Genomic DNA, 22,860 nt, shown 5'->3' on the forward strand with positions numbered 1-22,860 from the left:
AATCCAGCGGCACGTAGTGTTTGCAACTGCCGATAACCAGGGCTGCCTATATTGGAGCGCCGCAGTGGGACTGTTGCGCAAGATACGCTCACAGGCGCTTGTATCTCTCCAATCGGCGCGGCGGCTCCTCAGGGCTTGAGTACCAGCGAGGCCGTCCGCTCACGGGACTCAAGTTCAGTATGTGCCTGAGCGGCGTCCCGTAGGGAAATCGACTGAATCTCGCCAGCTTGAATGATGTTGGCCGACAACGCATCAAACAAGCTCGCTGCCGCCTCGCGCAACTTCGTGGGAGTGCGGAGATACTCCATTACGTTGGGGCGAGATAGAGAGTTTGATTTCGGAAAAAGTTGCGAGACCTCGAAAGGCTCCACAGCGCCGGAGGCCTGGCCGAAGTTGGCCAGATGGCCACACGGCGCGAGGCACTTTAGTGAGCCGAAGAACGTGTCCTTGCCTACGGAATCATAGGCAACCTGCACACCTTCGCCAGCGGTAATATCGAGCACGCGCGCAATGAAGTCTTCCTCACGATAGAGGATGACAGATTCACAGCCGGCCGCTAATGCCGCCTCGGCCTTCCTTGGTGTGCCTACTGTTCCAATCACGCGGGCACCAAGATGCCGCGCCCACTGACAAAGAAGCAGACCGACACCACCAGCAGCAGCATGGACCAACACCCAGTCACCTTTTTTCACGCGATAGACCTGCTCGATCAGCACCTGGGCCGTAAGGCCCTTCATAAAAATTGCGGCGGCCACCTCATCCGATACGTTTGGGGGCAACAGTACCAAGCTCTCTTGACCGATGACACGCTTCTCTGCATATGCCCCATAGGATTTCGTGACATAAGCAACACGGTCGCCAGGGCGGAAATCTGTTACATCAGCGCCAACCGCTTCAACAACGCCTGCCGCTTCAATACCGAGAACGCCGGGCAATTCCAGGGTCTTGTAGGCACCTGATCGTACATACACGTCATGAAAGTTGACACCGATCGCGGCGTGACAAACGACAACTTCGTGCGACTGCGGCAGTGGCACGCTGACCTCTTCGAATTTCAGAACGTCTGGGCCGCCAGGGGCGTGCATCACGATGGCAAACGGCATTAAAATCTCCTTCAGGATGTTTGTATCCGGAATCGATGTCTGTTGTTTGTGCCGATAGGTGTGCAATAAAATAAGGAATCCATATAATCTGGAATTCTCCTGGTTTCCCCATCATTGCGTGCAGTTTTCCTCAGCGATTGCGCGCCGGTCTCAGTCAGGCAACGTTACATCGGCTGGAATCTCGGCTATTGCCTCGATCTCCACGGCCGCACCCAGAGGAAGCCAAACAACGCCTACAGCAGTACGAGAGGGGAAAGCGCCGATGAATAGTTCTGCCATGATACGGTTCACATGAGCCCAGTCATCCCTCTCAACGAGGAAAACTGTCAGCTTGGTAATACATGCAAGCGTTGCACCGGCCGCCTCGCAAATTGCCTCAATGTTGGCAAACGATTGGCGGATCTGCGCTTCAATCCCGTCGACTAACTTCAGCGTTCCTGGATCCAGACCGATTTGACCCGAGGTATAGAGCATGCGACCGGATCGAGTGCCTTGCGAATAGCTCCCCAGTGCAGTCGGCGCCTTTGTGGTCTCAATTCTTCGTCCAACGCATTTGTTAGATTGATGCATTTGTAACTCCTGATCCAATTTTCGTTTAGGGGTTGTTCTCGAGAAACGGGAAGGACAAGATCCCGAACAAAAGTTCATCTCCCGTTGGTGGGAGCGCTATGCTTGAAGCATCCATTCGCATCCGGTAACTGACCATACGGGACCGACGCCAGGGAAAATGATAGTCCCTCCAGATTCTTTTGAAAGCCATACATGCCAATATCAGATATCGAACCTGCTTATAGCTTGACGCTGGCTGAGATACGAGCCTTTTGCATGGTTTGCGAATTCGGCAACCTAAGCCAAGTCGCGGTCCACCTTGGTATCAGCCAATCCTCCGTCTCTCAGATGGTGCAGCGGTGGCGCCAAGTGGTGGGAGACCAGCTATTCGTGAGATCGCGCTACGGTGTTACTCCGACAGAGGCTGCGCTAGCGCTCCGGCAACGAATACAGCCGCTGCTAAACGAAATGCGCCTGGCGCTGGCCCAACCGTTAGGCTTCGATGCCATGAAGTCGGACCGTATTTTCAAACTGCACATGTCTGACATAGGTCAGTTGGTTTTCCTTTCAGAGCTGGTATCGCATTTGAGCAAAAGAGCGCCACATGTACGTCTGTTTGTGCGCAATTTCGCATGGGACGACATCGAGACCGCGCTCGGCTCCGGTGATGTGGATATTGCGATGGGGTCGTTACCGATGATTAAAGGGCGTGTACACGCGCGTACATTGCGTGCTGAAAGGTACGTGACGATCATGCGGCGCAAGCACCATCTGGCAAAAGCGAAGCTCGATCTGGCTGCGTTCGCTTCCGCCGAGCATCTGGTGATCGATTCCACGAGCAGCGGCCACTCTCTGATAGAGGGGGTCTTGAGGGCGAAAGGTATCCATCGGCGTATCGGACTGAGCATTCCTCACTATTTGGCAATAGAGGGCGTGCTCGCCAGGAGCGACTATCTGCTGACCGTGCCGGAAGTAGCGGTGTCAGTGCTGCATCAGGTTTCCGCGTACCATATTGTGCCGACCCCGCTACAGCTTCCGACGTTTGATATTCGCGTTCACTGGCACGAAAGAAGCAAGCACGATGACGGAGTCCAGTGGTTGCGAAACAGCATCGTCGAGATGTTTGCAACGCAATGATCGGTTTGCGTCCATCCGATTGAGCCTCACGCGTGCATGGTGCGATTCGTCACGGCCAGGGATTGAAGAAACGAACTCGCCAAGGCGAGCGAGAAGGGGCTTCTTCAACCGGTTCAGCACTCCAATCACACGCCATCTACAACCGCGAAAATGCCTTTACTGCTAGAGAGTCGCGTGGGCAGGATTTCTTGATATTCAGCAGAGTTGTACCATGCAATCGCGTCTTGGCGCGTAGGGAACTCGATGATGACGAGGCGCTTGTGCGGCAATTCGCCCTCCATCACTTCGAGGTTGCCGCCACGCGCGAGGAACTTGCCGCCATATGCCTCGATCGTCGCTGGCGCCTTTGCGCGATATTGATTGAAAACAGCTTCATTTTCTATCGATTCCTGCACGACGACAAATGCTGTCATGTGTTGCCTCCTTAAAGTGAACGGCGATGCTGCAGAAGAACGGCGCTCAAGCGCCGAACGTGTACAAAGGTTGCCCGAGCGCTTGCACGTCGACGTCGATGCCCAGGCCCGGTGCGGACGGCGCGCAGCCGAAGTTATCCTTGCTGCGCGGCTGGTAGCCTGCGACGTGCTCGTTGACCCAGTCGTTCATGAAAGACACGCTCAAGAGCGCCTTCTTCCTGGTCGATGCGGCGATGTGCGCGGAGGCCGCAGATACCACGTCTCCGCCCCAGCAGTCTTCCACGGTGACCTGCAATCCGAGATCCTGGGCAAGATCCCGCATCAGCTTGGCTTTCGTCAGCCCTCCCACTTTCGATACTTTCAGGTTGAACGCCCCTGCGCCACCCTCGCGAACCGCGCGAATGAGTGTGGCGGGATCGTTGACCACTTCGTCATAGACCATGGGCAGCGTGGTGTGTTTGCGCACTTCGATGCACTCGTCCATGGTCGCGCAGGGCTGCTCGAAGTAGAAGCGTGGCAGATTTTCCATGGCGCGGGCGGCGACGATGGCGTCGTTGACACCCCATCCGCAGTTCGCATCGCCGATGACGATATCTTCAGATCCCGTACTTTCGACGACATGCTTCGCGCGAACGCCATCCTCTCGCGGATCGCCGCCAATCTTCAACTGGAAGCAGTGCACGCCTTCCTCGCGACGCGCCAGAACATACTTCGACATCTCTTCGGGGCTTCCCAGCGGCACCGCGAAATATAGGGGGAAACGACTTTGACGAACACCGCCCAGCATGTCGGCGACACTTGCGCCCCATACCTTGCCCGTCAGGTCCCAGCAGGCGACATCAATCGGACTCTTTGCATAGGCATGGCCCGAGAGCACCCTGTCCATCGTATCGTTGATGGCAGCAAGATTGGTCGGATCCAGGCCGATCAGCGCCGGTGCGAGCAATTCGAGCGCTGCGCGTGCGCCACCAGCATGCTGCGGCAGATAAGCGGAACCCAGTGGGCAAATCTCGCCCCAACCTTTGTGGCCGGAATCGCTCGTGATCCGCACGAGCGTCGACGGAAGCGAGGAAATCTCCCGCCCTCCCGATAAGGTTAAGACACCATGTACGTAGGTGAGGTCGAAGTTATAGACATCGATTCGGGAGATCTTCATTCTCGGTAACCACAGATGGGCGGATTATCGGGGCTTGTAGTCGGCAAATCTGTTTGAGCGCACCACGTCGTATGAATGAAGCTGCATCCGGCCCGCTCACAGCTCACGCTCTGCAGCCATCAGAAAATCACAACAGGCGGCCGTGGGCCGCAAGTTGCTTTGGTCATAAAATACACCATCGAAAGTTCGTTAGTGGCAGACGTCATGCGTGTCTGAGGGTAGTTGCCATACAGTGAAACTATCCTCGACCCACGAACGTCCAGCCAACGTCTGCCTCGCACGAAACATGCTCGTCCATTGCAACGGTTTTCCGCGTCAACCGGTACTGGAGAAGAGAGTTCATCGAACAAGGAACCCGTACGCCAGAGGGTCACGCTCGTCCACAATCCAATTCGCGAAGCCGCAGATATACGCCTTGCCTTCGACTTCCGGGACAACTGCATTAAAATCCCCGACTGTTGTTTCGCTCAACACACGTCCTTTGAAAACTGTTCCGACGATGGACTCGTTCACGAGAGTCTCATCCTTACCCAATTCACCACGCAGGTAGAGCTGCGCGACGCGTCCTGCGGTAGCGGAGCCGGTCGGAGAACGGTCCACCTCGCGATCAGCGAACACGCAGCAGTTGGCCTGCGTCGAACCCTCATGGCGCGGTGCGTTGGCAATGATCGTGCCGTAAACGTGATTGATTTCCGGAATATCCGGATACTCGACTTTATATGCTTTATTTGCAGCTTTCTTGACCTCATCACCGAAGCGCACGAGTGCTTCCACGTTAGATTCTCGAATTTCGAGGTCGTGCGGCGCACCATCGGTGTAGAAAAAGAACGCCCCTGAAAAAACGATATCGCCCTTGACGGTACCGAACAAGGGCGTCTCAACGACAGCATCGCGCTTCCAAATGAACGACGGCACGTTGACAAACCGAACGGTACCGGCGTGCTCCCCATCCCATTGCACAAATGTTTCGATCAAGCCACATGGCGCGTCGATGCCAACGCGAGTCTCAGGAATCTGCCGTTGAACCCATCCCAACTCTACCGCCGCGGTGGCCAACGCGATAGCGCCGTGTCCACAGTGGTCGGCATAGCCCTCGTTGTGGAGAAAGATGACTCCGAAGTCTGCAGTGGGACTAACCGGTTCGGTCAGATACCCGCCGTACATGTCCGCATGCCCACGCGGCTCGAACATTAGCGCTTTCCGGATGTCGTCCGCGTTCTCTTTCAGCCATGCGCGGCGCTTGACGATGGTGTCCCCCGGAACGCGGGGAAGCCCGCTCGTCACAATTCGGAATGCCTCTCCGCCGGTGTGTACTTCAACGGTGGAAATGGTGCGACTGATTTTCATGTGTGCTTCCTCATCACTTCGTTCGCGTCAATGACCATGCGCCACCCGAAGACGCTTCCCCCATGACGTAGCCGATTTTCGGCGGACCCATCAGAATGGCATTCTCTTCGCACGTGTCTGCGCCTGTACGGCCCTTTGTTGTATCGTCGCCGATAGCAGCGCGTATTTGAAGCGACGTTTTGTTATCAGGTCATGAGCCCGTGGAATGACAGTCAATGCGTCGTCCGTAGATGCGCCCTCCTCGCACAACCACGGCAAAGCCAGGTCCGTCCCCGCCAACGCGCGCCGTTTCTACCGCCCAATTAGGCGCGAGGATGTTGGTCTGGAACGCGATTTCGTCGCGTCACACTCCAGGACCGATCATCCTGCTTTTCCGGCATAGCTGATATGCCGGCAACTCCATTGATGCTCCATTTCTCCCATACAACAATGCGCTAATGCGATCTGCAGGAAGAGCAATGTTTCATGACTTCCCTCGCCTGCTTTGAAGCGGTCGTTCATTCGCGAATTCCATGGAACCAACTTAGGGAGACCCTTGCCATGGCAGGACGACGAAAAGGTCACCTCACACTGCAATTGGCGCATGCGCTCGCATAGCCCCCTGAAATTGCATGATGGCTCAGAGCCACGCGACACTTACGATCAACGAACTCGCGATTGCGAACCGGACCATCCAGGTCCGAAAGACACGCATAACAGTTGCAAAGGAGACTCATGCAGATTGTCGACCAAAACGAAACCATCGCGCGCTTGCCTGCAAGCAAGCTCATCAATGCGCTGGAAGAAATGTTTGTGCAAGGTTGCGACGTACCGTTGAGGCACTCACACAAGATCGAGTCTGGTTCAGATGGTCAGGATGGAATTTTTCTATTGATGCCTGCGTGGCAACAAGGTAAGAAGTTCGGGTTGAAGACCGCTTCAGTCTTCCCGGGCAATCGAACCCGCGGACTTCCTGCCTTGCACTCGACTTACTTGCTGTTTGATGCAGAAACGGGGGTTCCTCTCGCCATGCTGGACGGAGACACCATCACCTCCCGGCGTACCGCAGCCGCCTCCGCATTGGCCGCCCGCTATCTCAGCCGGCCGGATTCGTCGACACTACTCCTTGTGGGTAGTGGCCGGGTGGGCTCGTTGATTCCCGAAGCGTACGCTGCAGTGCGCCCCATCCGGAAGATCATGGTATGGGACATTGAGAACAACAGTGCTGCGTCGCTCGCGGAGAAGCTGAACCAAGCGGGTGCGGTCGCAAGGGTTGTCGAGGATCTCGAGTCCGCGGTCGCCGAGGCTGACATCGTGTCGTGCGCAACGCTCTCTACCAGGCCATTGATTCAAGGTAAGTGGCTCAGACCAGGCATGCACCTCGACCTCATTGGCGGATTCACTCCGACAATGCGCGAGAGCGATAACGACTGCTATGTGGGCACGTCTGTCTTCGTTGATACTGACGAAGCCTTGGCGAAGGCAGGCGACCTTCTGGAGCCCATCGCTGCCGGCGTGTTTAAAGAGCAAGACGTGCGGGCGCGTCTCCATGAACTCTGCCATGGACAACACCCGGGACGGACAAACTCCGAGGAAGTCACCGTCTTCAAGGCCGTCGGAACAGCGCTGGAAGATCTAGCCGCGGCCTGTGCTGCGCTGTAAGCTCTTCGTTCGCCCGTGTTGGCTGGCGAAACCTGCGATATTGACGAGTGCCACCAATATTACGAGCTTCGGATTTTAGTGACACCGTCAGTCGGCCAGGGAATGATTGCCGCAATCTCACGAGCGCAAAATGACTTCTGCTGGAACCTCGCGCCGCTCCCGGATTTCCCTTTCGGTTGCCTGTACCATAAGAATGCGCTCGCATGCTACGTGATGCCCGGTTACTGCGGCGCCACCAGCCCAAATTTCTCGCTTTCGTCTGCAATTATTTCACTAATCAGCTCATTGATCTGTTGCTCCACGATTCGGATGCCACGAGTAATCGGCCGTCGCACCGCTGTTGCAAGCATGAGCTTCGTATGCATGGCCGGAGCAGTGATGCGATGGGCGACCAAAGTACCGTCCTCAAGTTCACGGAGTACAGCCGCTTTCGCCAGAACCGTGCAAGCAAGTCGCGCGATGACAATTTGTTTGAGTAGCTCCAGGGTGTCGACTTCATAGGTAACCCTAAGCGCCCCGCCCGCTTCGCCTGCTGCGTAATCAAGCGTCCGCCTCAAGCCGTGATTTCGCGTTGGTAAAACCAGAGGGATCTTGCATATGGACGTCATGGTCAAGACGTCTGAAGGATCGAACTCCGGACATTCCTTCGGCACGATGAGAAACAGTTCCGCAGCGGCAAGCGGATCAACAGCCACTGTTGATGAGCGACGGGCGTCGTGCAATATCGCCATGTCGAGTCGCCCGTCTACGAGCCATTCGTGGACGTAACCGCTGTAGCCTGAGATCACGTTGACATGTAACTGCGGGTATTTCTCCCGGACCGCCATGACAAGCCTGAGGCCCAGAAGATTGCACACAGTGGGCGTAAGGCCCAAGGTCACGGTCCCACTCGGCGAATCGTGCTCTGACTGAAGATCTGCCGGAATTAATGCGAGCTGCCGCACGAGCGGCCGCGCTCGTTCAAGCAGCAACTCTCCTTCGGGCGTCAACGACACGCCACGACCGTGACGATAGAAGAGGCGGAAACCGCACTCCTCCTCGAGCTTCTGAATCTGTCTGCCCAAGGCGGGTTGGGCAATACCCAATACCGTCGCAGCCTTCGAAAAACTGTCAAAGTCCGCCACCTGGAGCAGTAGTTCGAGTCGTCTCAAGTCCATTCCACCCTCTGCCATTTCGGCATAGCTGATATGCCAGCCAACTCATTGATGTATCGCCACGATCATACAACAATGCTGTGCATACGACTCCTCTCCCTTCTTTTGAGGCCATACCAGATTGAATCCTGCATCATGAAAAAAGGCGAACTGAATACTTCCTCTCACGCATTGCTTTCCGCCTTCACCGCGAATGGCATAGATCGCATCTTCCTGGTTCCAGGCGAAAGTTACCTGGGCATCCTTGATGCACTTGGTGATTTTCCGCGAATCGATGTCGTTACTTGTCGCCACGAAGGCGGAGCGAGCTTCATGGCTTGCGCAGATGGCCGTATCACTGGTCGTCCTGGTGTCGTCATGGTCAGCAGAGGACCCGGTGCGACAAACGCATCGATCGGAGTCCATACAGCTCAGCAGGACGGCATTCCCCTCATCCTTGTTGTTGGGCAAATTCCGAAGGGGGACTTGCGCAAGGAAGCCTTCCAGGAAATCGACTATCAAAGGATGTATGGCTCGATTGCGAAGTGGGTTGTTGAAGTAACTGAACCGGACCGACTTGCTGAAGCAGCATTCAAGGCAATCCGTATTGCGACGAGCGGCACGCCCGGTCCGGTCGTTCTGGTTGTCCCCGAGGATATCCAGCAACAGCTGGTCGAACAGCCTTCCTGGAAAGCCGCTCGCCACGCGCCTACGCTGCCGTCATCCAACACCGTACAGCAGATCGCACAGTTGCTCAAAAGCGCCGAGCGCCCTCTCATAATTGCAGGCGGAGGGTTTGTCGCTCCTGGTGGTCGCGACGCGCTGCTGCGCCTTGCTGAGACCTTCGACGTACCTGTTGTCGTGTCGTTCCGCCGGCAGGACATCTTTCCGAATCAGCACGCGTTGTACGTGGGAGACCTCGGACTCGCGAATCCTCAGCATCAGATGGAAGCCTTTGAATCGAGTGACCTGATCATCGCGCTCGGTACACGCATGGGCGACATCACCACGCAGGGCTATCGCTTTCCGAAATTGCCGCGGCCCGTGCAGACCTTCGTTCACTGCTGCGACGACGAGCACGCCGTCGGCTTGAACATTGCTCCGGACATCGGCGTCGTTTGTGATCCAGTGGCATTGGCGGAAGCACTTGTGACCTCCACCGTGCCGCTTCGACGGGATAGCGACTGGGCCGGGCGGTTACGTGTCATAGCCACGAAGATCGCACAGTGGCCGGCACATGAGGTCGTTGATGGGGTGCCGTTCGTTGACGTAGTTCGTTCCCTGGCTTCGCATGCACCCGCGGACGTGTCGATCTGTCTCGACGCGGGTACGTTTGCTGCGCCTGTCTATCGTTACTTCCCGTTCTGTTTCCCCCAGCGGCTGATGGCACCCCTGTCAGGTGCGATGGGCTACGGCACTCCCGCCGCTATCGCCACCCAACTGCGTCTGCCTGGCCAGAAGACCGTGTGCCTCGTCGGTGACGGCGGTTTCCTCATGACAGGAAACGAAATGATTGCCGCGGTTGAACGCAATCTTCCGATCCTGTTCATTCTTTCAAACAACAACTGTTACGGGTCAATCCGCATCCACCAGGAACGCACGTATCCCGGCCGCCACGTTGGCACGACGCTGTCAAACCCCGACTTCATAAAAATCGCCAGCGCGTTCGGCGTGGAATCAGAGCGGATTTCCCGGCCGGACGAAATCGATTCAGCCATTAAACGCGGGTTGACGGCGCAGGGACCGTACTTCATAGAGGTAGCGTCGAGCCTCGCAGCCGTACTTCCTCATGGGGCCGCCGCTAGCCTGGAGCGAACCGGCGACTGAATAGACTCCTGAATGCATCGAGAGGGACATATATGTTGAATCTTCAGCGCACTGACCTGTTTCGCGAGGCGGCATACGTCGGTGGAGAATGGTCCGCAGGAAGCGGTGATTCATGGCAAACGATCCACAATCCCGCCGACGGGGAAAGGCTCGGAAGAGTACCGTGCCTGACACGCGCGCAAGTAGCGGATGCTATCCGCGCTGCCGACAAGGCTTTCGCTGAATATCGTCAATGGACGGGCAAGGCAAAGGCGGCGGTACTGCAGAGATGGGCTGCACTTATGCAAGAGCATAAGGCCGATCTCGCGCGGATCATGACTGCCGAACAGGGTAAGCCATACGCGGAGGCAATGGGTGAGATCGACTACGCATCATCTTTTCTTGAATGGTTTGGCGAAGAGGCAAAGCGGATCTATGGAGAGACAATTCCGGCACCCCGCGGAACTCAGCGAATAACGGTCATCCGCCAGCCCGTTGGCGTATGTGCGGCGATCACACCATGGAATTTTCCGTCAGGCATGGTGACGCGCAAGGTTGCGCCAGCGCTCGCCGCAGGCTGTACCGTGCTGCTGAAGCCCGCACCCCAGACACCATTTTCTGCGCTCGCGCTGTGCGTTCTTGCGGAAGAAGCCGGCCTGCCCAAAGGCGCCTTGTCGATTCTGACGGGCAACGCGGAGGACATTGGCGCGGAACTAATTGAAAGCGAGACGGTTCGCAAATTGTCGTTCACCGGTTCGACGGCCGTAGGCAAGAAGTTGATGGCTGCGTGCGCCGGGACCATGAAGAAGCTGTCGCTTGAATTGGGTGGCAACGCGCCGTTCATTGTCTTCGATGACGCGAACCTTGATGCCGCCGTCCAAGGCGCCCTCGCCTCCAAATTTCGAAATGGTGGCCAGACCTGCGTCTGCGCGAACCGCTTCTTCGTGCAAGCGGGAATTTACGACTCGTTCGTAGAGAGGCTCACAAAGGCCGTAATCTCCATGCGTGTGGGACGTGGAACGGACCACGGGGTGACGTTGGGACCGCTCATCGACGATGCGGCCTTTCGCAAAGTCGAACGACTCGTCGACGATGCACGTGCGAAGGGTGCCCAGGTGAGAGCCGGTGGCCAACCGCATTCTGCAGGCCCCAGGTTCTACACACCGACCGTGCTGACTGAGGTCGACTACTCCATGTCGATCATGCATGAGGAAATTTTTGGTCCCGTCGCCGCCATAACGCGCTTCACTGACGAAGCAGAAGCCATTACTCTCGCAAACACAACGCGCTACGGTCTTGCTGCTTATTTCTACACGTCCGATCTCAACCGAAGCATTCGCGTTACGGAAGCCCTCGACTACGGCATTGTTGGCCTGAACGAAGGCGCCATCTCGACGGAGGTTGCGCCGTTTGGCGGCATAAAGGAATCAGGGTTTGGCAAGGAGGGGTCCAGACACGGTATCGACGAATATTCCGAAAGGAAATACGTCTGCGTCGGCAACGTCAGCTAAGCGGAAATGCATGCCTGCCTATCGAGACGCGACAACGCGTCCTTCACCCTGAACAAGGAGACACCCGTGGCCGACATGCTACGTCCCGATTCAGCCGACGATCGCCACAACGTGGATATTTCGGCTTCCTAAGGCATTCGTTCCATTTTTGGTGGATGCAAGGTCTCGGCCGAAGGCATGACGGCGCCGCTGGTTGAGCAGAACGCGCGTCTGGCGCTGCAGACGGCGAATCGCGGCTACGTGATGGACTCGGGTCTGGTGACGATGTCCGGTGACGCGAAGACCATGCTCGACGATCCGAAGTCTTCCGTTCCGCGCCTTTCCCCCTAACGGGATACTAACCGCCGCACCGTAATTCGACGCCGTACCCGAACCTGAATGCCAGCGGTCGACTACCGCATTGAAACCCATCGTCCTTTGTTGCTGTTCGTTTCGCGAGATTGATCCCAACATGACTTCCATCGCATATAACTTTACCGCCCCCTATCAGACTCCTCGCGGATCGGCGATTCGCGAACTCGCGAAGCTTGCTGCCGATCCATCCGTCATTTCGTTTGCCGGGGGATATCCTGCCGCTGAATCGTTCGATCTGCACGGTCTGCGGCAGGCGGCCGACGACGCCTGGGAAGCAAATCCCCTGCAGTGCATGCAATATGGTGCGACCGAGGGACTCCATGAACTGCGTGACGCGCTTCTTGAACTGAGCGAAAGACGCGGCATTCATGCCAACACGGACGAATTGCTCGTCACAACCGGATCGCAACAGGCATTCGACTTCCTGTTGCGCAGCAACGTCGTGTCTGGCGACACGGTTCTTGTGGAAAACCCAACGTATCCCGGGGCTTTGGCTGCGCTGCGGTTGGCCGGCGCGAATGTCATTGGGATCGACGGCGATACGAACGGGATTGATGCGGACGCCGTCGAAAGGGTCCTTTCAATGCTGCCGAGCAAGCCCAAGATGCTTTACGTCGTTGCAAACTTTGCCAATCCAACGGGGGCGACACTCACACGTGAACGGCGCATCAAGCTCCTGGAATTGGCTGCACGGCATCAGTTCTTGCTCGTTGAGGACGATCCGTACGGCGCGCTGCGCTTCGCTGGGGAAACAGTCCCTCCAATGCGTGCGCTCGCCTCTGAGGTTCCCTCGTCCGAGCACTGGAGCGTCTATCTCTCAACCCTTTCCAAGGTCGTCACGCCCGGGATCCGCATCGGCTGGATAGTCGCTCCGGCAGCGGTGGCGAGGCGGTGCGTAATGGCCAAGCAGGTATCGGATATGTGTTCGTCGCCGTGGAATCAGGCGATCGCCAACGAGTATCTGCGTTCCTCCCGATTTGAATCCAACCTTCCCGGTACTATCGAGATTTACCGGGCACGTGCGAACGCACTGTCCGATAGTTTGCGCCAAGCCTTTGGTGACAACCTTTCCTTTGCAAAACCGGAGGGAGGGATGTTTCTATGGGCCAATTTCCAGGGGAAATTGGACATGCAACAACTATTCGACAACGCCGTTACGGAACAGGTTTTGTTTATACCGGGCAGTCAGTGTTACTTCGACACCCGCGCATCGAACAGTTTGCGTTTGTCATATGCCACGTCGTCGCCTGAGGTAATCCAGCAAGGCGTTGCGCGTCTCCATCGTGCATACGTCAAGACCGTCTGAACGAGGCTCTTCCCATTCCGATACGAATCAGGCGATCTGCTACCGCCCGTGGTCGCGAATAGACCTGTTGCGAAACCCGCTGGCCGCCACGCGCGCCCTCAAGAACTGGTGCGCGATGGTTAAGAATGGAGGAATCCTAATCGGATACTGGAGAGATCAAAAAGGCATTAAATTATTTTTTCAAACCGTTACCAGACGTGTCTATGACCTATCGACATGGATTGGCGTGAAATTGATATAAGGTACAAGGATTCCAGCATGAAAACTGTTAGTTCGAGTTTCCTCTTAGCCGGTGTTGCTACCGCAGTGTCCCTTGCGACAATCCCCGTCGCTCAAGCGCAGGCGCAAACGCAAACGGTCAAGATTGGGTTCTCCGCCCCGATGACCGGCCCTCAGGCGATGTACGGCAAAGACTACGAAATGGGTGCCATGCTGGCGATCGACGAGTTCAACGCCACAAAACCCAGGATTGATGGAAAGATCACCACGTTCGTGCTCGATTCGGCAGACGACCAGGCGGACCCGAAGACCGGCACGATGATTGCGCAACGACTTGTCGACGACGGAATCAAGGGAATGCTCGGGCACTTGAATTCCGGCGTGTCGATTCCCGCATCCGCGATCTACGCTCAGGCAGGCATCCCTCAGATTTCCATGTCCACCGCCCCTGCGTACACGCAGCAGGGCTTTAAAACAACCTTCCGTGTGATGACATCCGATACGCAGCAAGGTGGTGTCATGGGACGGTATGTCGTAGACAAGGTGCACGCCAAGCGCGTCGCGATTGTCGATGATCGCACCGCATACGGGCAGGGCCTGGCGGATGAGTTCGAGAAGTCGGTGAAAGCGGCGAGCGGAAACGTCATTGACCGTCAATACACTACCGATAAGTCTACAGACTTCAAAGCCATTCTTACCGTGCTGAAAGGGAAGAACCCCGACCTTATCTATTATGCCGGCGCAGATGCTCAGTCGGCACCTATGGTCAAGCAGGCGCGGAGCCTGGGCATGACAAGCTTGTTTGTTTCCGGTGAGATGGCAAAGACCGACAACTTCATCAAGGTAGCCGGGCAGTCCGCGGAAGGAGTCCTTGTATCGCTTCCCGGTAGTCCTCTCGACCGCATGCCCGGTGGAGAGACATTCGCCAAACGATATGACGCGAAGTTCGGAAGCAAACCGGTGCTCTACGCGCCGTTTAGCTATGACGGCGCGATGGCCATGATGAAGGCAATGTCGGAAGCCGGCTCGTCCGATCCATCCGCTTATCTGCCCAAGCTCGCCAAAATCGACATGAAAGGCGTCACGACCGACCACTTTTCCTACGATCGATACGGCAACTTGCGTAATGCTACGGTCACTGTCTATAAGTGCGAGAACGGCCAATGGGTGGCGCTGGAAGTGACGAACCCCAAGTAGCAAACCATTCCGGCGCGGGCCGAGGGCAAGCCCTCCTTGCCCTCGGCCCGCGCTTAAGCGATATTCTCATCCAGATAGTGACAAACCCGGCGAGGGACTTATGGCTATTCCCCGGCGGTTTTTACCGCCCACTGCGATGCTCGCAGCCTTCGAGGCAGCCGCCCGCACAGGAAGCTTCACTCAGGCTGCCATTGAGCTTAACCTGACACAAAGCGCCGTCAGTCGGCAAATTCGGACCCTCGAAGAGCGACTCGGGGCCGATCTGTTCGTACGGGAGCGTCAGACGGTGATTCTCACCGCTGCGGGCGTCAAGTACGCGCGCGACATCAGACACGCCCTGAAGCACATCGGGGACGCGTCAATGGCTATTAGAGCCAGCCCACGGACCGCGTCCCTGGATCTCGCAGTCGTCCCCGGTTTCGCCGAACGGTGGTTGATCCCCCGGTTACCCTCGTTCTGTTCTGCGAACCCCGATCTCATCATCAACTTTTCGACGCGTACCACGCCGATTGAATTTGATGCAGAGCCGTTTGATGCCGCGATTCACTTCGGCCAGCCGTTGTGGATGGGGGCTGAATCAATTCCGTTGATGGGGGAGTCAGTTTTCGCCCTCGCTAGCGCAGGCTTCGCGGAAACTCACCCCTTCCCATCTCCCGAAGATCTGCTGACGGCGCCGCTGCTGATCCTGCGGTCGAGGCCCGACGCATGGGAAAGGTGGTTCCTCTCGAACGGCGTGTACTACGACTCGGTAACGGGTCCACTATTCGACCAGTTCGAGACGATGGCATCTGCCGCAAAAGCCGGACTTGGCGTAGCGTTGTTGCCGGCCGTCCTGTATCAGCAGGAAATAACGAGAGGCGAACTGGTCCCTCTGTTCGATAAAGTAACGCCGTCGGACAACTCCTACCATCTCCTTTGGCCGCAAAGCAGGCGCGACAATCCGGAGTTGATCCTTTTTCGCGACTGGTTGGCACGGGAAGCGCAATTCAAACCAACCGTGTTAATCGAACCATGCCCCGATCCATACCCCATACGGTCACGCAAGCGCTCCGGGGGCTAGACTCTTCCGCATCGTCAGTAATACACGCCACCAGCATTCCTGATTTACATGACATAGTACAAATTCGTCTCTTTGAGTATTCATTGGCCATCTGTATCGTGTCCCAATGCATCTCATGGAGCTATCGCAACTATGTCATTGACGAACGAGACTCATGGTCTTTGGGAGAAGACAGCAATAAGTGCCCCTTTAACCGCCCGCCTGCAAGCTCACTTGCAAGTGGACGTGGCAGTAATCGGGGGCGGGATTACGGGTTTGTCCGCAGCCCTCCATCTTGCCGAAAAGGGAGCCAAGGTCGTCGTTCTCGAAGCTCAACAATTCGGATACGGGGGATCGGGAAGGAACGCCGGACTGGTTAACCCCGGGATGTGGGTCCAGCCGGAAGTTGTCTGTGCCGAGCTCGGCGAGGAAGCCGGTGAGCGACTCCTGAGTGTTTTAGGAGAGGCACCGAGTCTCGTGTTCGATCTGATCTCGCGTCACGGTATCGACTGCGAAGCAGTCCGGAATGGCACGCTTCAATGCGCAGTCGGACGGTCTGGTCTGCACGAGATTCAGCAACGCGAAGAACAATGGAAGCGACGCGGCGCACCTGTCCGTCTTCTGGACGCGGCGGAAACCGCAAATCGCACAGGCAGCACGCAATTCACCGGAGCGCTCCTCGATGAACGCGCGGGCACGATTCAACCGCTCTCCTACGTGCGTGGCCTCGCGCGCGCTGCGATCAGCAAAGGTGCGAGTCTATTTTCCGAAAGTGCCGTGTTGGACATCAAACGAGAGTTTAATTGCTGGAAGATCCGCACGGAGACGGGGACAATACTTGCGGACTGGGTTGTTGCCTCTACCAACGCTTATTCAGACTCCTTATTATCTTCACTCAAGCGGGAAATCATTCCGCTGTACTATTTTCAGTTTGCCACATCACCGTTGCCGGATGAAATCAGGCGGCATATTCTGACAAATCGAGAGGGGCTTATCTGCACCAGGTCCGTCGTTACCTCCCTGCGAGCAGACGCTGCGGGGCGCCTGATCTTCGGCAGCGTCGGTGCACTGCGAAATATTGGCTCCGCGGTGCACCGCGCCTACGCAAGACGATCCCTCGGGCGAATGTTTCCAATGTTGCGAGATGTGAAATTCGAGGCCGAGTGGTTTGGAACAATCGCTGCAACGACTAATAGCCTTCCCCGTTATCATGAGCTTGACCGCCAGGTTATCTCGTTCCATGGTTACAACGGGCGCGGAATCGGCACGGGGACAGTGTTCGGTAGAATAATGGCCAATCGGATCCTTGATCCGAAGCAGGATATGCCCCTTGCGGCCACGGATCCGGAAAGGCCTTTGTTCCGTGGAGTACGTTCCGGCTACTACGAAGCCGGATCTGTGCTGGCGCATCTTTTTTGATGACCTCTCCTTGTTTTCTCGCGGACGTGGATACGGCAGCGCTAAATCGATTGGTACGGGTTCAAGTCAGCTATGACCCCGCTCCTTAAGGAGCGGGCTGACTACCCGGCGAGCGCGATCGGGTGGCGCTCGTGTCCGCAGGTGCCGCATTGGCTTTAACCCGGCGACTGTGGAAACAATGTTCGATGCTGGAACTGTCCAACCGAAATCTGCACACGAGTGCAGGTGAGCATGGCGAGGCCGTCGCTCTCACGATGTGTTTCCTGTCGAGCGCAGGTGACAATCAGGACGCCTCGCTCCAGACCAAATCCGATGCCGGGATCAGGAGGACAGACTGAGGTCCTCCCCTACCCTTTAATCGATCACCGGAACGGTATAGTTGACGATCATACGGCCGCCGTCAGGGTAGATTGTTTGTCCAACCATGTACGACGCGTCGTCACTCGCCAGGAATGAAACCACGCTTGCGACCTCCGCCGGCTCCCCGCATCGCCCGATAGGCGTTCGCGCAAGAAGATTGCGCCGGGCCTGATCATTCCCCATGACTGACTTCGTGACAAGCTCCGTCAAGATGGTGCCGGGGCCGACAGCGTTCACGCGGATCCCGTGGGGGATCAGCGAGACACCCATCACTGCCGTGAGTTGCTTCATCGCCCCCTTGGAAACCGCGTATGCCACCGCAGTTGGAATGGCCAGGTTTGCGTTCACCGACGACATGTTGACGATCGCACCACCCTGTCCCTGCTTGATCATTTGCCGCGCAACTGCCTGACCAATTAGGAAGGCTGCCTTGACGTTGATCCGTTGCGTCCGGTCGAAAACGTCCTCCGGAAAATCAACGAAATCAGCAGTTGCCATAATGCCCGCGTTATTTACCAGGACGTCCACCCGCCCAAACACCGCAACAGCCTTCGCAACAATATCTGCCGCCAGTGCGCTTGAAATTTCCGACAAATCGCAAGCGTACGCCGATACCCGGTCTCCCAATCGCTCAACAAGCTCATCCAGCTTGTCTTTCTGAAGATCAACCATGAAGACCTTCGAGCCGTCCGACAGGAATCGCTCCACGCACGCAAAACCAAGACCTTGAGCAGCGCCCGTTACAATTACAACCTTATCTTCATGTTTTTTCATACATACTCCTGATTGATTGTGTATCCATTCTCAATAAATACGACCCAACTCACTCACGCTCGACGAGTTACCAACGCCGAACCGCACACGTACATAGGTGGCTGATGTCGTACAAGTCGAACGGTTCTCAATGGTAATGACACACATATTCCGTCGGCTCCTGAACTTCGATCTCGAAGCTGGAATTTTCGGGAACCACGAATCGCTCTCCGGCCTCGTATGTCGACCATTCGTCGCTGCCGGACATCCGAACGCGACACGATCCGGCAACTATCTCCATCGTCTCTCTTCGCTTCGTGTCGAAGTTAAGTTTCGATGGAAATAACACGCCAAGCGTTGCACGGCTGCCATCCTGGAAAAGAACGAGGCGGCTAATACATTTCCCATCGAAATAGATGTTTGCCTTTTTCAGGACGGATACGCCATTGAACTGAAGCATCATTTGATCCGCTAGTGGGTCCATATACATTTTCAACCTCGGAAACACCCTGCCTCACCGGTTCCCGAGGCATGCTTGCGCAGACATGCCGGTAGTCCGCTGCCGCGCCAACTCTTAGACGGTGGCTTCCGGTCTGCCATACCCTCCGCCGCCCGGCGTAGAGATCTCAAACACGTCGCCAACTGCCATTTTGACCTCGCCGATGTGATCCAATATCTCGATCGTGCCGTCGTTCCGGATGATCCGGTTGACACCGACCGCGCCTGCCTGGCCTCCCTTCAGGCCAAATGCCCCGTGCTTCCGCCCATTGGACAAGATGCTGGCGGTCATCGGTTCAAGGAAGCGGACACGCCTGACGCTGCCATCGCCGCCGTTCCACCTTCCAGCTCCGCCCGAAGACGATCGAATCGTAAAGCTATCAAGCCGGACGGGATATCGGAATTCCAGAACTTCAGGGTCCGTAAGTCGTGAGTTGGTCATGTGGGCCTGAACAGCAGAGGTACCATCGAACCCTTCGCGGCCTGATTCGTCAAAGATATCAGTCCGTCCGGCTCCTGTACCACCGCTGATCGTTTCGTAATACTGAACTTGCAAATTTCCGAAGGTGACGTTGTTCATTGTGTATTGACTACCCGCCATCACGCCCAGCGCGCCGTAGAGCGCGTTCGTGATGCACGTCGATGTCTCGACGTTCCCCGCAACCACAGATGCCGGTTCCTTTGGATTCAGCATGGAACCAGGCGGAATGACAACTTTCAGCGGTATGAGACATCCTGCGTTAAGCGGGATGTTATCGTCCACCAACGTCCTGAACACGTACAGCACCGCGGCCATGCAAATGGCCCTTGGCGCATTGAAGTTGTTCTCTTGCTGCTCCGACGTTCCTGTGAAGTCAATCACGGCCGAGCGCTCTGCGGTATTTACACTGATTTCCACCTTGATCTGCGATCCATTATCCAGTGGCAAACAGAATGAACCGTTTCGCATGCGGGAAATCACCCGGCGAACCGATTCTTCTGCGTTATCCTGGACATGTCGCATATAGGCGTGAACGACATCAAGGCCATATTGATCGACCATGCTCTGCAGTTCGTGCACGCCCTTCTCGTTCGCCGCGATCTGCGCGTTGAGGTCGGAGATGTTCTGCGTCGGGTTCCGACTCGGCCAGGCACCACTTGTCAGGACCTCCAGTACTTCTGCTTCGCGAAATCTCGAGCGCTCCACGAGCTTGAAATCACTTCGAAAACGCACGCCCTCTTCGTCGATCGACTTCGAGAACGGTGGCATCGAGCCCGGCGTTGTACCGCCGAGTTCGCCATGATGTCCGCGGCTGCCTACGTAGAAACTCGGGCCGTCGGCGTCGTGACCGTCCAGATACACAGGTGTGACAACCGTTACGTCCGGCAGGTGGGTTCCACCGTCATAGGGATCGTTGATAACGAAGACGTCACCGCGGGAGATATTTCCCACGTTGTTATTGATGATCGATTTCACGCTCTCGCCCATGGACCCCAGGTGAACCGGCATATGCGGTGCATTGGCGACCAGATTGCCGTCAGCGTCAAATAGCGCACAGGAGAAGTCCAGCCGTTCCTTAATGTTCACGGAGTGAGCCGTATTTTGAAGCTGCAGGCCCATTTGTTCAGCAATGTTCATGAAGAGGTTATTGAACACCTCAAGCATGACCGGATCGACCGTAGTGCCGATTGCAAACTCAGCCGTCTTCGGCTCCCTGCGCTCAAGAACCAGATGGTTGAGTTCCGTGAGGCTCGCATTCCATCCGGGCTCCAGTACCGTCGTAGCGTTCTTCTCGGCTATCACCGCAGGTCCCACAACGAAGTCCCCTGGGGTCATGTCTTCACGAGCGACCAGTGCCGCCCCGTGCCAACGCCCGGAGGAATACAGTTGCACCGTCTCCCGGCGCGGCGCCTCCTTGCCTGAATGGATCTGGAATCTCGGCTCCTCCGGGGCATCACCCTTGATGATCGCCTCCACCGAAACAGCTTCGACCACCATCGCTTTGCCTTGCATGAGGAACGCGTATCGCGTGCGATAGGCAACTTCAAAGTTCTCGACGATTTCATCGAGCTTCCCGAACGGCACGATCAGTGCAGAATCGCTACCCTCGTATCGAACATGCACGCGATACTCGATTCGAACCTTTCCGGAGCTGACCATCTGTTTCTCGAGCTCCTCCGATGCTGCGCGTCCAAGCTGGTCGAGCTGCTCCGCAATATGTGGCAGCGACGACTCCTGAAGCGTCAGTTCACTTGCCTGTTCGCGAATGACGGTTTGGTCAGCCAGCCCCATGCCGTAGGCGGACAAGACGCCAGCCAGCGGATGCACGAAGACGCGCGTTATCCCGAGGGCATCGGCCACCAGGCACGCGTGCTGCCCGCCAGCGCCACCGAAGCATTGCAGGGCATAGCCAGTTACGTCATAGCCTCGTGCGACGGAGATCTTCTTGATTGCATTTGCCATCTGTTGAACGGCAATCTGGATGAACCCTTCGGCGACGCACTCAGCGCTGCGACCGGTCTGCTGAGCCAGCTCTTCAAACTTGTTCCGCGCGACTTCGACGCCAAGCGATTCGTTGGCGCCGGGTCCGAACACACGGGGAAAATAGTGAGGCTGAATTTTACCAAGCAATACATTCGCGTCAGTCACGGCGAGCGGACCACCGCGCTTGTAGCTCGCCGGCCCAGGGTTGGCGCCAGCACTTTCCGGACCGACCAGAAAGCGCGATCCGTCAAAGTTCAGCACCGACCCTCCGCCGGCGGCGACGGTGTGGATGCTCATCATAGGTGCGCGGACGCGAACCCCGGCGACTTGGGTTTCAAACTCCCGTTCAAATTCGCCGATGAAATGCGACACGTCCGTAGACGTTCCACCCATGTCGAAACCGATCACCTTGGACTCGCCGCCCAACTGAGCCGTACGTGCCATGGCGACGATGCCGCCGGCCGGGCCCGACAGGATTGCATCCTTTCCCTGGAAGGAATTGGCATCCGTAAGGCCTCCCGACGACTGCATGAAGAAAAGCCGGACACCGGGCATTTCTTGCGCCACCTGGTCTACGTATCGACGCAAGATGGGCGAAAGATAAGCGTCGACAACCGTTGTATCTCCGCGGCTGACGAACTTCATCATGGGACTCGTCTCGAAGGACGTACTTACCTGGGTGAATCCAGTTTCCTTTGCAATACCTGCGGCTGCTTCTTCGTGTTCGGAGAAGCGATATCCGTGCATGAAAACGATTGCTGCACTACGCACGCCAGTCTCATACGCAGACGTCAGGTCGCGGCGCAGGGCAGCACAATCCAGGGCACGGATCACCTCGCCATCCGCGCCGATCCGCTCATCAGCTTCCACTACCAAGCTGTAAAGAAGCTCCGGCAAGACTATATGCCTGTCGAAGATCCGGGGGCGGTTTTGGTAGCCGATTCGTAGCGCATCTCGAAAGCCCGCGGTCGTGACCAGTACCGTCGGCTCTCCCTTTCTCTCCAAAAGTGCGTTCGTGGCGACCGTGGTCCCCATCTTGACGCACTCGACCAGCTCGGAAGAAATCAATTGGTCCGGCTGAAGTCCCAATAACGTCCGGATACCTGCCACGGCCGCGTCGCGATACTGTTCCGGGTTCTCGGAGAGCAATTTGTGAGTTACCAGCGCTCCGTCCGGGCGCTTCGCGACAATGTCTGTAAACGTGCCTCCGCGGTCTACCCAAAACTGCCATTTGTTTGATTGCATGTCGCTGCCTTGATACGGTTAATAAACATTTGCCAACGATGCGAGCCACGCGACGGCCGCTTCCTGCACGTCTTGACGGGCACCAGGTATGCGCCCGACAACTTGCCGATCCCTGGGGCGCTATAAATGGCTAGTTGAAAATCACGAATAAGGTCCCGAAGACGGTGAGTTACAAGCGGAGTCAAACGAAAGCGAGGCGAGAATGGAAAC

General features: G+C 56.7%; 20 protein-coding genes. 9 read left to right on the plus strand and 11 right to left on the minus strand.

All coding sequences use genetic code 11. The features are described from left to right. Positions 1-128 precede the first annotated feature (128 nt). Both ABH944_RS39655 and ABH944_RS39660 read right to left on the minus strand, forming a co-directional pair. The gene (locus ABH944_RS39655) at positions 129-1,103 is read right to left on the minus strand and encodes a quinone oxidoreductase family protein (protein ID WP_404613852.1); all 975 of its coding nucleotides are present in this window, start codon (positions 1,101-1,103) and stop codon (positions 129-131) included. Positions 1,104-1,253: 150 nt separating this feature from the next. Continuing rightward, the gene (locus ABH944_RS39660) at positions 1,254-1,673 is read right to left on the minus strand and encodes a RidA family protein (RefSeq protein WP_404613850.1); all 420 of its coding nucleotides are present in this window, start codon (positions 1,671-1,673) and stop codon (positions 1,254-1,256) included. Positions 1,674-1,865: 192 nt separating this feature from the next. Here ABH944_RS39660 and ABH944_RS39665 point away from each other — a divergent pair, with 192 nt between their 5' ends. Beyond that, a complete protein-coding gene (locus ABH944_RS39665; RefSeq protein ID WP_404613848.1) occupies positions 1,866-2,789 on the plus strand; it encodes a LysR family transcriptional regulator in 924 nt (307 codons plus the stop codon). A 125-nt stretch (positions 2,790-2,914) separates the two neighbouring features. On the opposite strand, the gene ABH944_RS39670 is transcribed toward ABH944_RS39665, so the two are convergent. The 5 genes from ABH944_RS39670 to ABH944_RS39690 all read right to left on the minus strand — a co-directional run bounded on the left by ABH944_RS39670 (position 2,915) and on the right by ABH944_RS39690 (position 6,206). After that, a complete protein-coding gene (locus ABH944_RS39670) occupies positions 2,915-3,202 on the minus strand; it encodes a DUF1330 domain-containing protein (protein ID WP_404613846.1) in 288 nt (95 codons plus the stop codon). Between the two features lie 46 nt (positions 3,203-3,248). After that, the gene (locus ABH944_RS39675; protein ID WP_404613844.1) at positions 3,249-4,358 is read right to left on the minus strand and encodes a mandelate racemase/muconate lactonizing enzyme family protein; all 1,110 of its coding nucleotides are present in this window, start codon (positions 4,356-4,358) and stop codon (positions 3,249-3,251) included. Between the two features lie 339 nt (positions 4,359-4,697). Next, entirely contained in the window at positions 4,698-5,705 is a 1,008-nt protein-coding gene (gene lhpH / locus ABH944_RS39680; RefSeq protein ID WP_404613842.1) for a trans-3-hydroxy-L-proline dehydratase, read from the minus strand. Positions 5,706-5,895: 190 nt separating this feature from the next. Further along, positions 5,896-6,039, minus strand: a complete 144-nt coding sequence (locus ABH944_RS39685) for a methyl-accepting chemotaxis protein (protein ID WP_404613888.1) — start codon at positions 6,037-6,039, stop codon at positions 5,896-5,898. 26 nt (positions 6,040-6,065) lie between these two features. Further along, positions 6,066-6,206, minus strand: coding sequence for a hypothetical protein (locus tag ABH944_RS39690; RefSeq protein WP_404613840.1), 141 nt, complete (start codon positions 6,204-6,206; stop codon positions 6,066-6,068). A gap of 213 nt (positions 6,207-6,419) precedes the next feature. Here ABH944_RS39690 and lhpI point away from each other — a divergent pair, with 213 nt between their 5' ends. Continuing rightward, positions 6,420-7,346 (plus strand): bifunctional Delta(1)-pyrroline-2-carboxylate/Delta(1)-piperideine-2-carboxylate reductase, encoded by a 927-nt coding sequence (gene lhpI / locus ABH944_RS39695; RefSeq protein ID WP_404613839.1) that lies wholly within the window; start codon positions 6,420-6,422, stop codon positions 7,344-7,346. Between the two features lie 221 nt (positions 7,347-7,567). Here the strand turns inward: lhpI and ABH944_RS39700 are convergent, their stop codons facing one another. Further along, positions 7,568-8,503 carry a LysR family transcriptional regulator gene (locus ABH944_RS39700; protein WP_404613837.1) on the minus strand — a complete coding sequence of 312 codons (936 nt, stop codon included), beginning with the start codon at positions 8,501-8,503 and terminating at the stop codon, positions 7,568-7,570. Positions 8,504-8,635: 132 nt separating this feature from the next. Here ABH944_RS39700 and ABH944_RS39705 point away from each other — a divergent pair, with 132 nt between their 5' ends. The 7 genes from ABH944_RS39705 to ABH944_RS39735 all read left to right on the plus strand — a co-directional run bounded on the left by ABH944_RS39705 (position 8,636) and on the right by ABH944_RS39735 (position 17,330). Continuing rightward, a complete protein-coding gene (locus tag ABH944_RS39705; protein ID WP_404613835.1) occupies positions 8,636-10,306 on the plus strand; it encodes a thiamine pyrophosphate-dependent enzyme in 1,671 nt (556 codons plus the stop codon). A 32-nt stretch (positions 10,307-10,338) separates the two neighbouring features. Further along, positions 10,339-11,796, plus strand: coding sequence for an NAD-dependent succinate-semialdehyde dehydrogenase (locus tag ABH944_RS39710; protein ID WP_404613833.1), 1,458 nt, complete (start codon positions 10,339-10,341; stop codon positions 11,794-11,796). A 177-nt stretch (positions 11,797-11,973) separates the two neighbouring features. Next, positions 11,974-12,126 carry a hypothetical protein gene (locus tag ABH944_RS39715; protein ID WP_404613831.1) on the plus strand — a complete coding sequence of 51 codons (153 nt, stop codon included), beginning with the start codon at positions 11,974-11,976 and terminating at the stop codon, positions 12,124-12,126. 121 nt (positions 12,127-12,247) lie between these two features. Further along, positions 12,248-13,456 (plus strand): aminotransferase-like domain-containing protein, encoded by a 1,209-nt coding sequence (locus ABH944_RS39720; protein WP_404613829.1) that lies wholly within the window; start codon positions 12,248-12,250, stop codon positions 13,454-13,456. Between the two features lie 258 nt (positions 13,457-13,714). Next, positions 13,715-14,872 carry a branched-chain amino acid ABC transporter substrate-binding protein gene (locus ABH944_RS39725; protein ID WP_404613886.1) on the plus strand — a complete coding sequence of 386 codons (1,158 nt, stop codon included), beginning with the start codon at positions 13,715-13,717 and terminating at the stop codon, positions 14,870-14,872. Between the two features lie 136 nt (positions 14,873-15,008). After that, positions 15,009-15,932 (plus strand): LysR family transcriptional regulator, encoded by a 924-nt coding sequence (locus ABH944_RS39730; protein WP_404613827.1) that lies wholly within the window; start codon positions 15,009-15,011, stop codon positions 15,930-15,932. Between the two features lie 132 nt (positions 15,933-16,064). Further along, positions 16,065-17,330 (plus strand): NAD(P)/FAD-dependent oxidoreductase, encoded by a 1,266-nt coding sequence (locus tag ABH944_RS39735; protein WP_404613825.1) that lies wholly within the window; start codon positions 16,065-16,067, stop codon positions 17,328-17,330. A gap of 354 nt (positions 17,331-17,684) precedes the next feature. Here ABH944_RS39735 and ABH944_RS39740 read toward each other — a convergent pair whose 3' ends face one another. The 3 genes from ABH944_RS39740 to ABH944_RS39750 form a co-directional block, all read right to left on the minus strand. Then, positions 17,685-18,464 carry an SDR family NAD(P)-dependent oxidoreductase gene (locus ABH944_RS39740; protein WP_404613823.1) on the minus strand — a complete coding sequence of 260 codons (780 nt, stop codon included), beginning with the start codon at positions 18,462-18,464 and terminating at the stop codon, positions 17,685-17,687. Positions 18,465-18,591: 127 nt separating this feature from the next. Continuing rightward, positions 18,592-18,903, minus strand: a complete 312-nt coding sequence (gene ppnP / locus ABH944_RS39745) for a pyrimidine/purine nucleoside phosphorylase (protein WP_404613884.1) — start codon at positions 18,901-18,903, stop codon at positions 18,592-18,594. 114 nt (positions 18,904-19,017) lie between these two features. Beyond that, positions 19,018-22,650 carry a hydantoinase B/oxoprolinase family protein gene (locus ABH944_RS39750; protein ID WP_404613821.1) on the minus strand — a complete coding sequence of 1,211 codons (3,633 nt, stop codon included), beginning with the start codon at positions 22,648-22,650 and terminating at the stop codon, positions 19,018-19,020. Positions 22,651-22,860: the final 210 nt, after the last annotated feature.

This window comes from Caballeronia udeis (assembly GCF_044909315.1).
Taxonomy (GTDB): Bacteria; Pseudomonadota; Gammaproteobacteria; order Burkholderiales; family Burkholderiaceae; genus Caballeronia; species Caballeronia udeis_A.

What these genes read in the sequence shown, in the direction of transcription:
- ABH944_RS39740 (WP_404613823.1), bottom strand. Translation starts at nt 18,464, where the DNA reads ATGAAAAAACATGAAGATAAGGTTGTAATTGTAACGGGCGCTGCTCAA.
- ABH944_RS39720 (WP_404613829.1), top strand. Translation starts at nt 12,248, where the DNA reads ATGACTTCCATCGCATATAACTTTACCGCCCCCTATCAGACTCCTCGC.
- ABH944_RS39690 (WP_404613840.1), bottom strand. Translation starts at nt 6,206, where the DNA reads ATGAACGACCGCTTCAAAGCAGGCGAGGGAAGTCATGAAACATTGCTC.
- ABH944_RS39750 (WP_404613821.1), bottom strand. Translation starts at nt 22,650, where the DNA reads ATGCAATCAAACAAATGGCAGTTTTGGGTAGACCGCGGAGGCACGTTT.
- ABH944_RS39660 (WP_404613850.1), bottom strand. Translation starts at nt 1,673, where the DNA reads ATGCATCAATCTAACAAATGCGTTGGACGAAGAATTGAGACCACAAAG.
- ppnP (WP_404613884.1), bottom strand. Translation starts at nt 18,903, where the DNA reads ATGCTTCAGTTCAATGGCGTATCCGTCCTGAAAAAGGCAAACATCTAT.
- ABH944_RS39735 (WP_404613825.1), top strand. Translation starts at nt 16,065, where the DNA reads ATGTCATTGACGAACGAGACTCATGGTCTTTGGGAGAAGACAGCAATA.
- ABH944_RS39655 (WP_404613852.1), bottom strand. Translation starts at nt 1,103, where the DNA reads ATGCCGTTTGCCATCGTGATGCACGCCCCTGGCGGCCCAGACGTTCTG.
- ABH944_RS39715 (WP_404613831.1), top strand. Translation starts at nt 11,974, where the DNA reads ATGACGGCGCCGCTGGTTGAGCAGAACGCGCGTCTGGCGCTGCAGACG.
- ABH944_RS39710 (WP_404613833.1), top strand. Translation starts at nt 10,339, where the DNA reads ATGTTGAATCTTCAGCGCACTGACCTGTTTCGCGAGGCGGCATACGTC.
- ABH944_RS39675 (WP_404613844.1), bottom strand. Translation starts at nt 4,358, where the DNA reads ATGAAGATCTCCCGAATCGATGTCTATAACTTCGACCTCACCTACGTA.
- ABH944_RS39670 (WP_404613846.1), bottom strand. Translation starts at nt 3,202, where the DNA reads ATGACAGCATTTGTCGTCGTGCAGGAATCGATAGAAAATGAAGCTGTT.
- ABH944_RS39730 (WP_404613827.1), top strand. Translation starts at nt 15,009, where the DNA reads ATGCTCGCAGCCTTCGAGGCAGCCGCCCGCACAGGAAGCTTCACTCAG.
- ABH944_RS39705 (WP_404613835.1), top strand. Translation starts at nt 8,636, where the DNA reads ATGAAAAAAGGCGAACTGAATACTTCCTCTCACGCATTGCTTTCCGCC.
- lhpH (WP_404613842.1), bottom strand. Translation starts at nt 5,705, where the DNA reads ATGAAAATCAGTCGCACCATTTCCACCGTTGAAGTACACACCGGCGGA.
- ABH944_RS39725 (WP_404613886.1), top strand. Translation starts at nt 13,715, where the DNA reads ATGAAAACTGTTAGTTCGAGTTTCCTCTTAGCCGGTGTTGCTACCGCA.
- ABH944_RS39665 (WP_404613848.1), top strand. Translation starts at nt 1,866, where the DNA reads ATGCCAATATCAGATATCGAACCTGCTTATAGCTTGACGCTGGCTGAG.
- ABH944_RS39700 (WP_404613837.1), bottom strand. Translation starts at nt 8,503, where the DNA reads ATGGACTTGAGACGACTCGAACTACTGCTCCAGGTGGCGGACTTTGAC.
- lhpI (WP_404613839.1), top strand. Translation starts at nt 6,420, where the DNA reads ATGCAGATTGTCGACCAAAACGAAACCATCGCGCGCTTGCCTGCAAGC.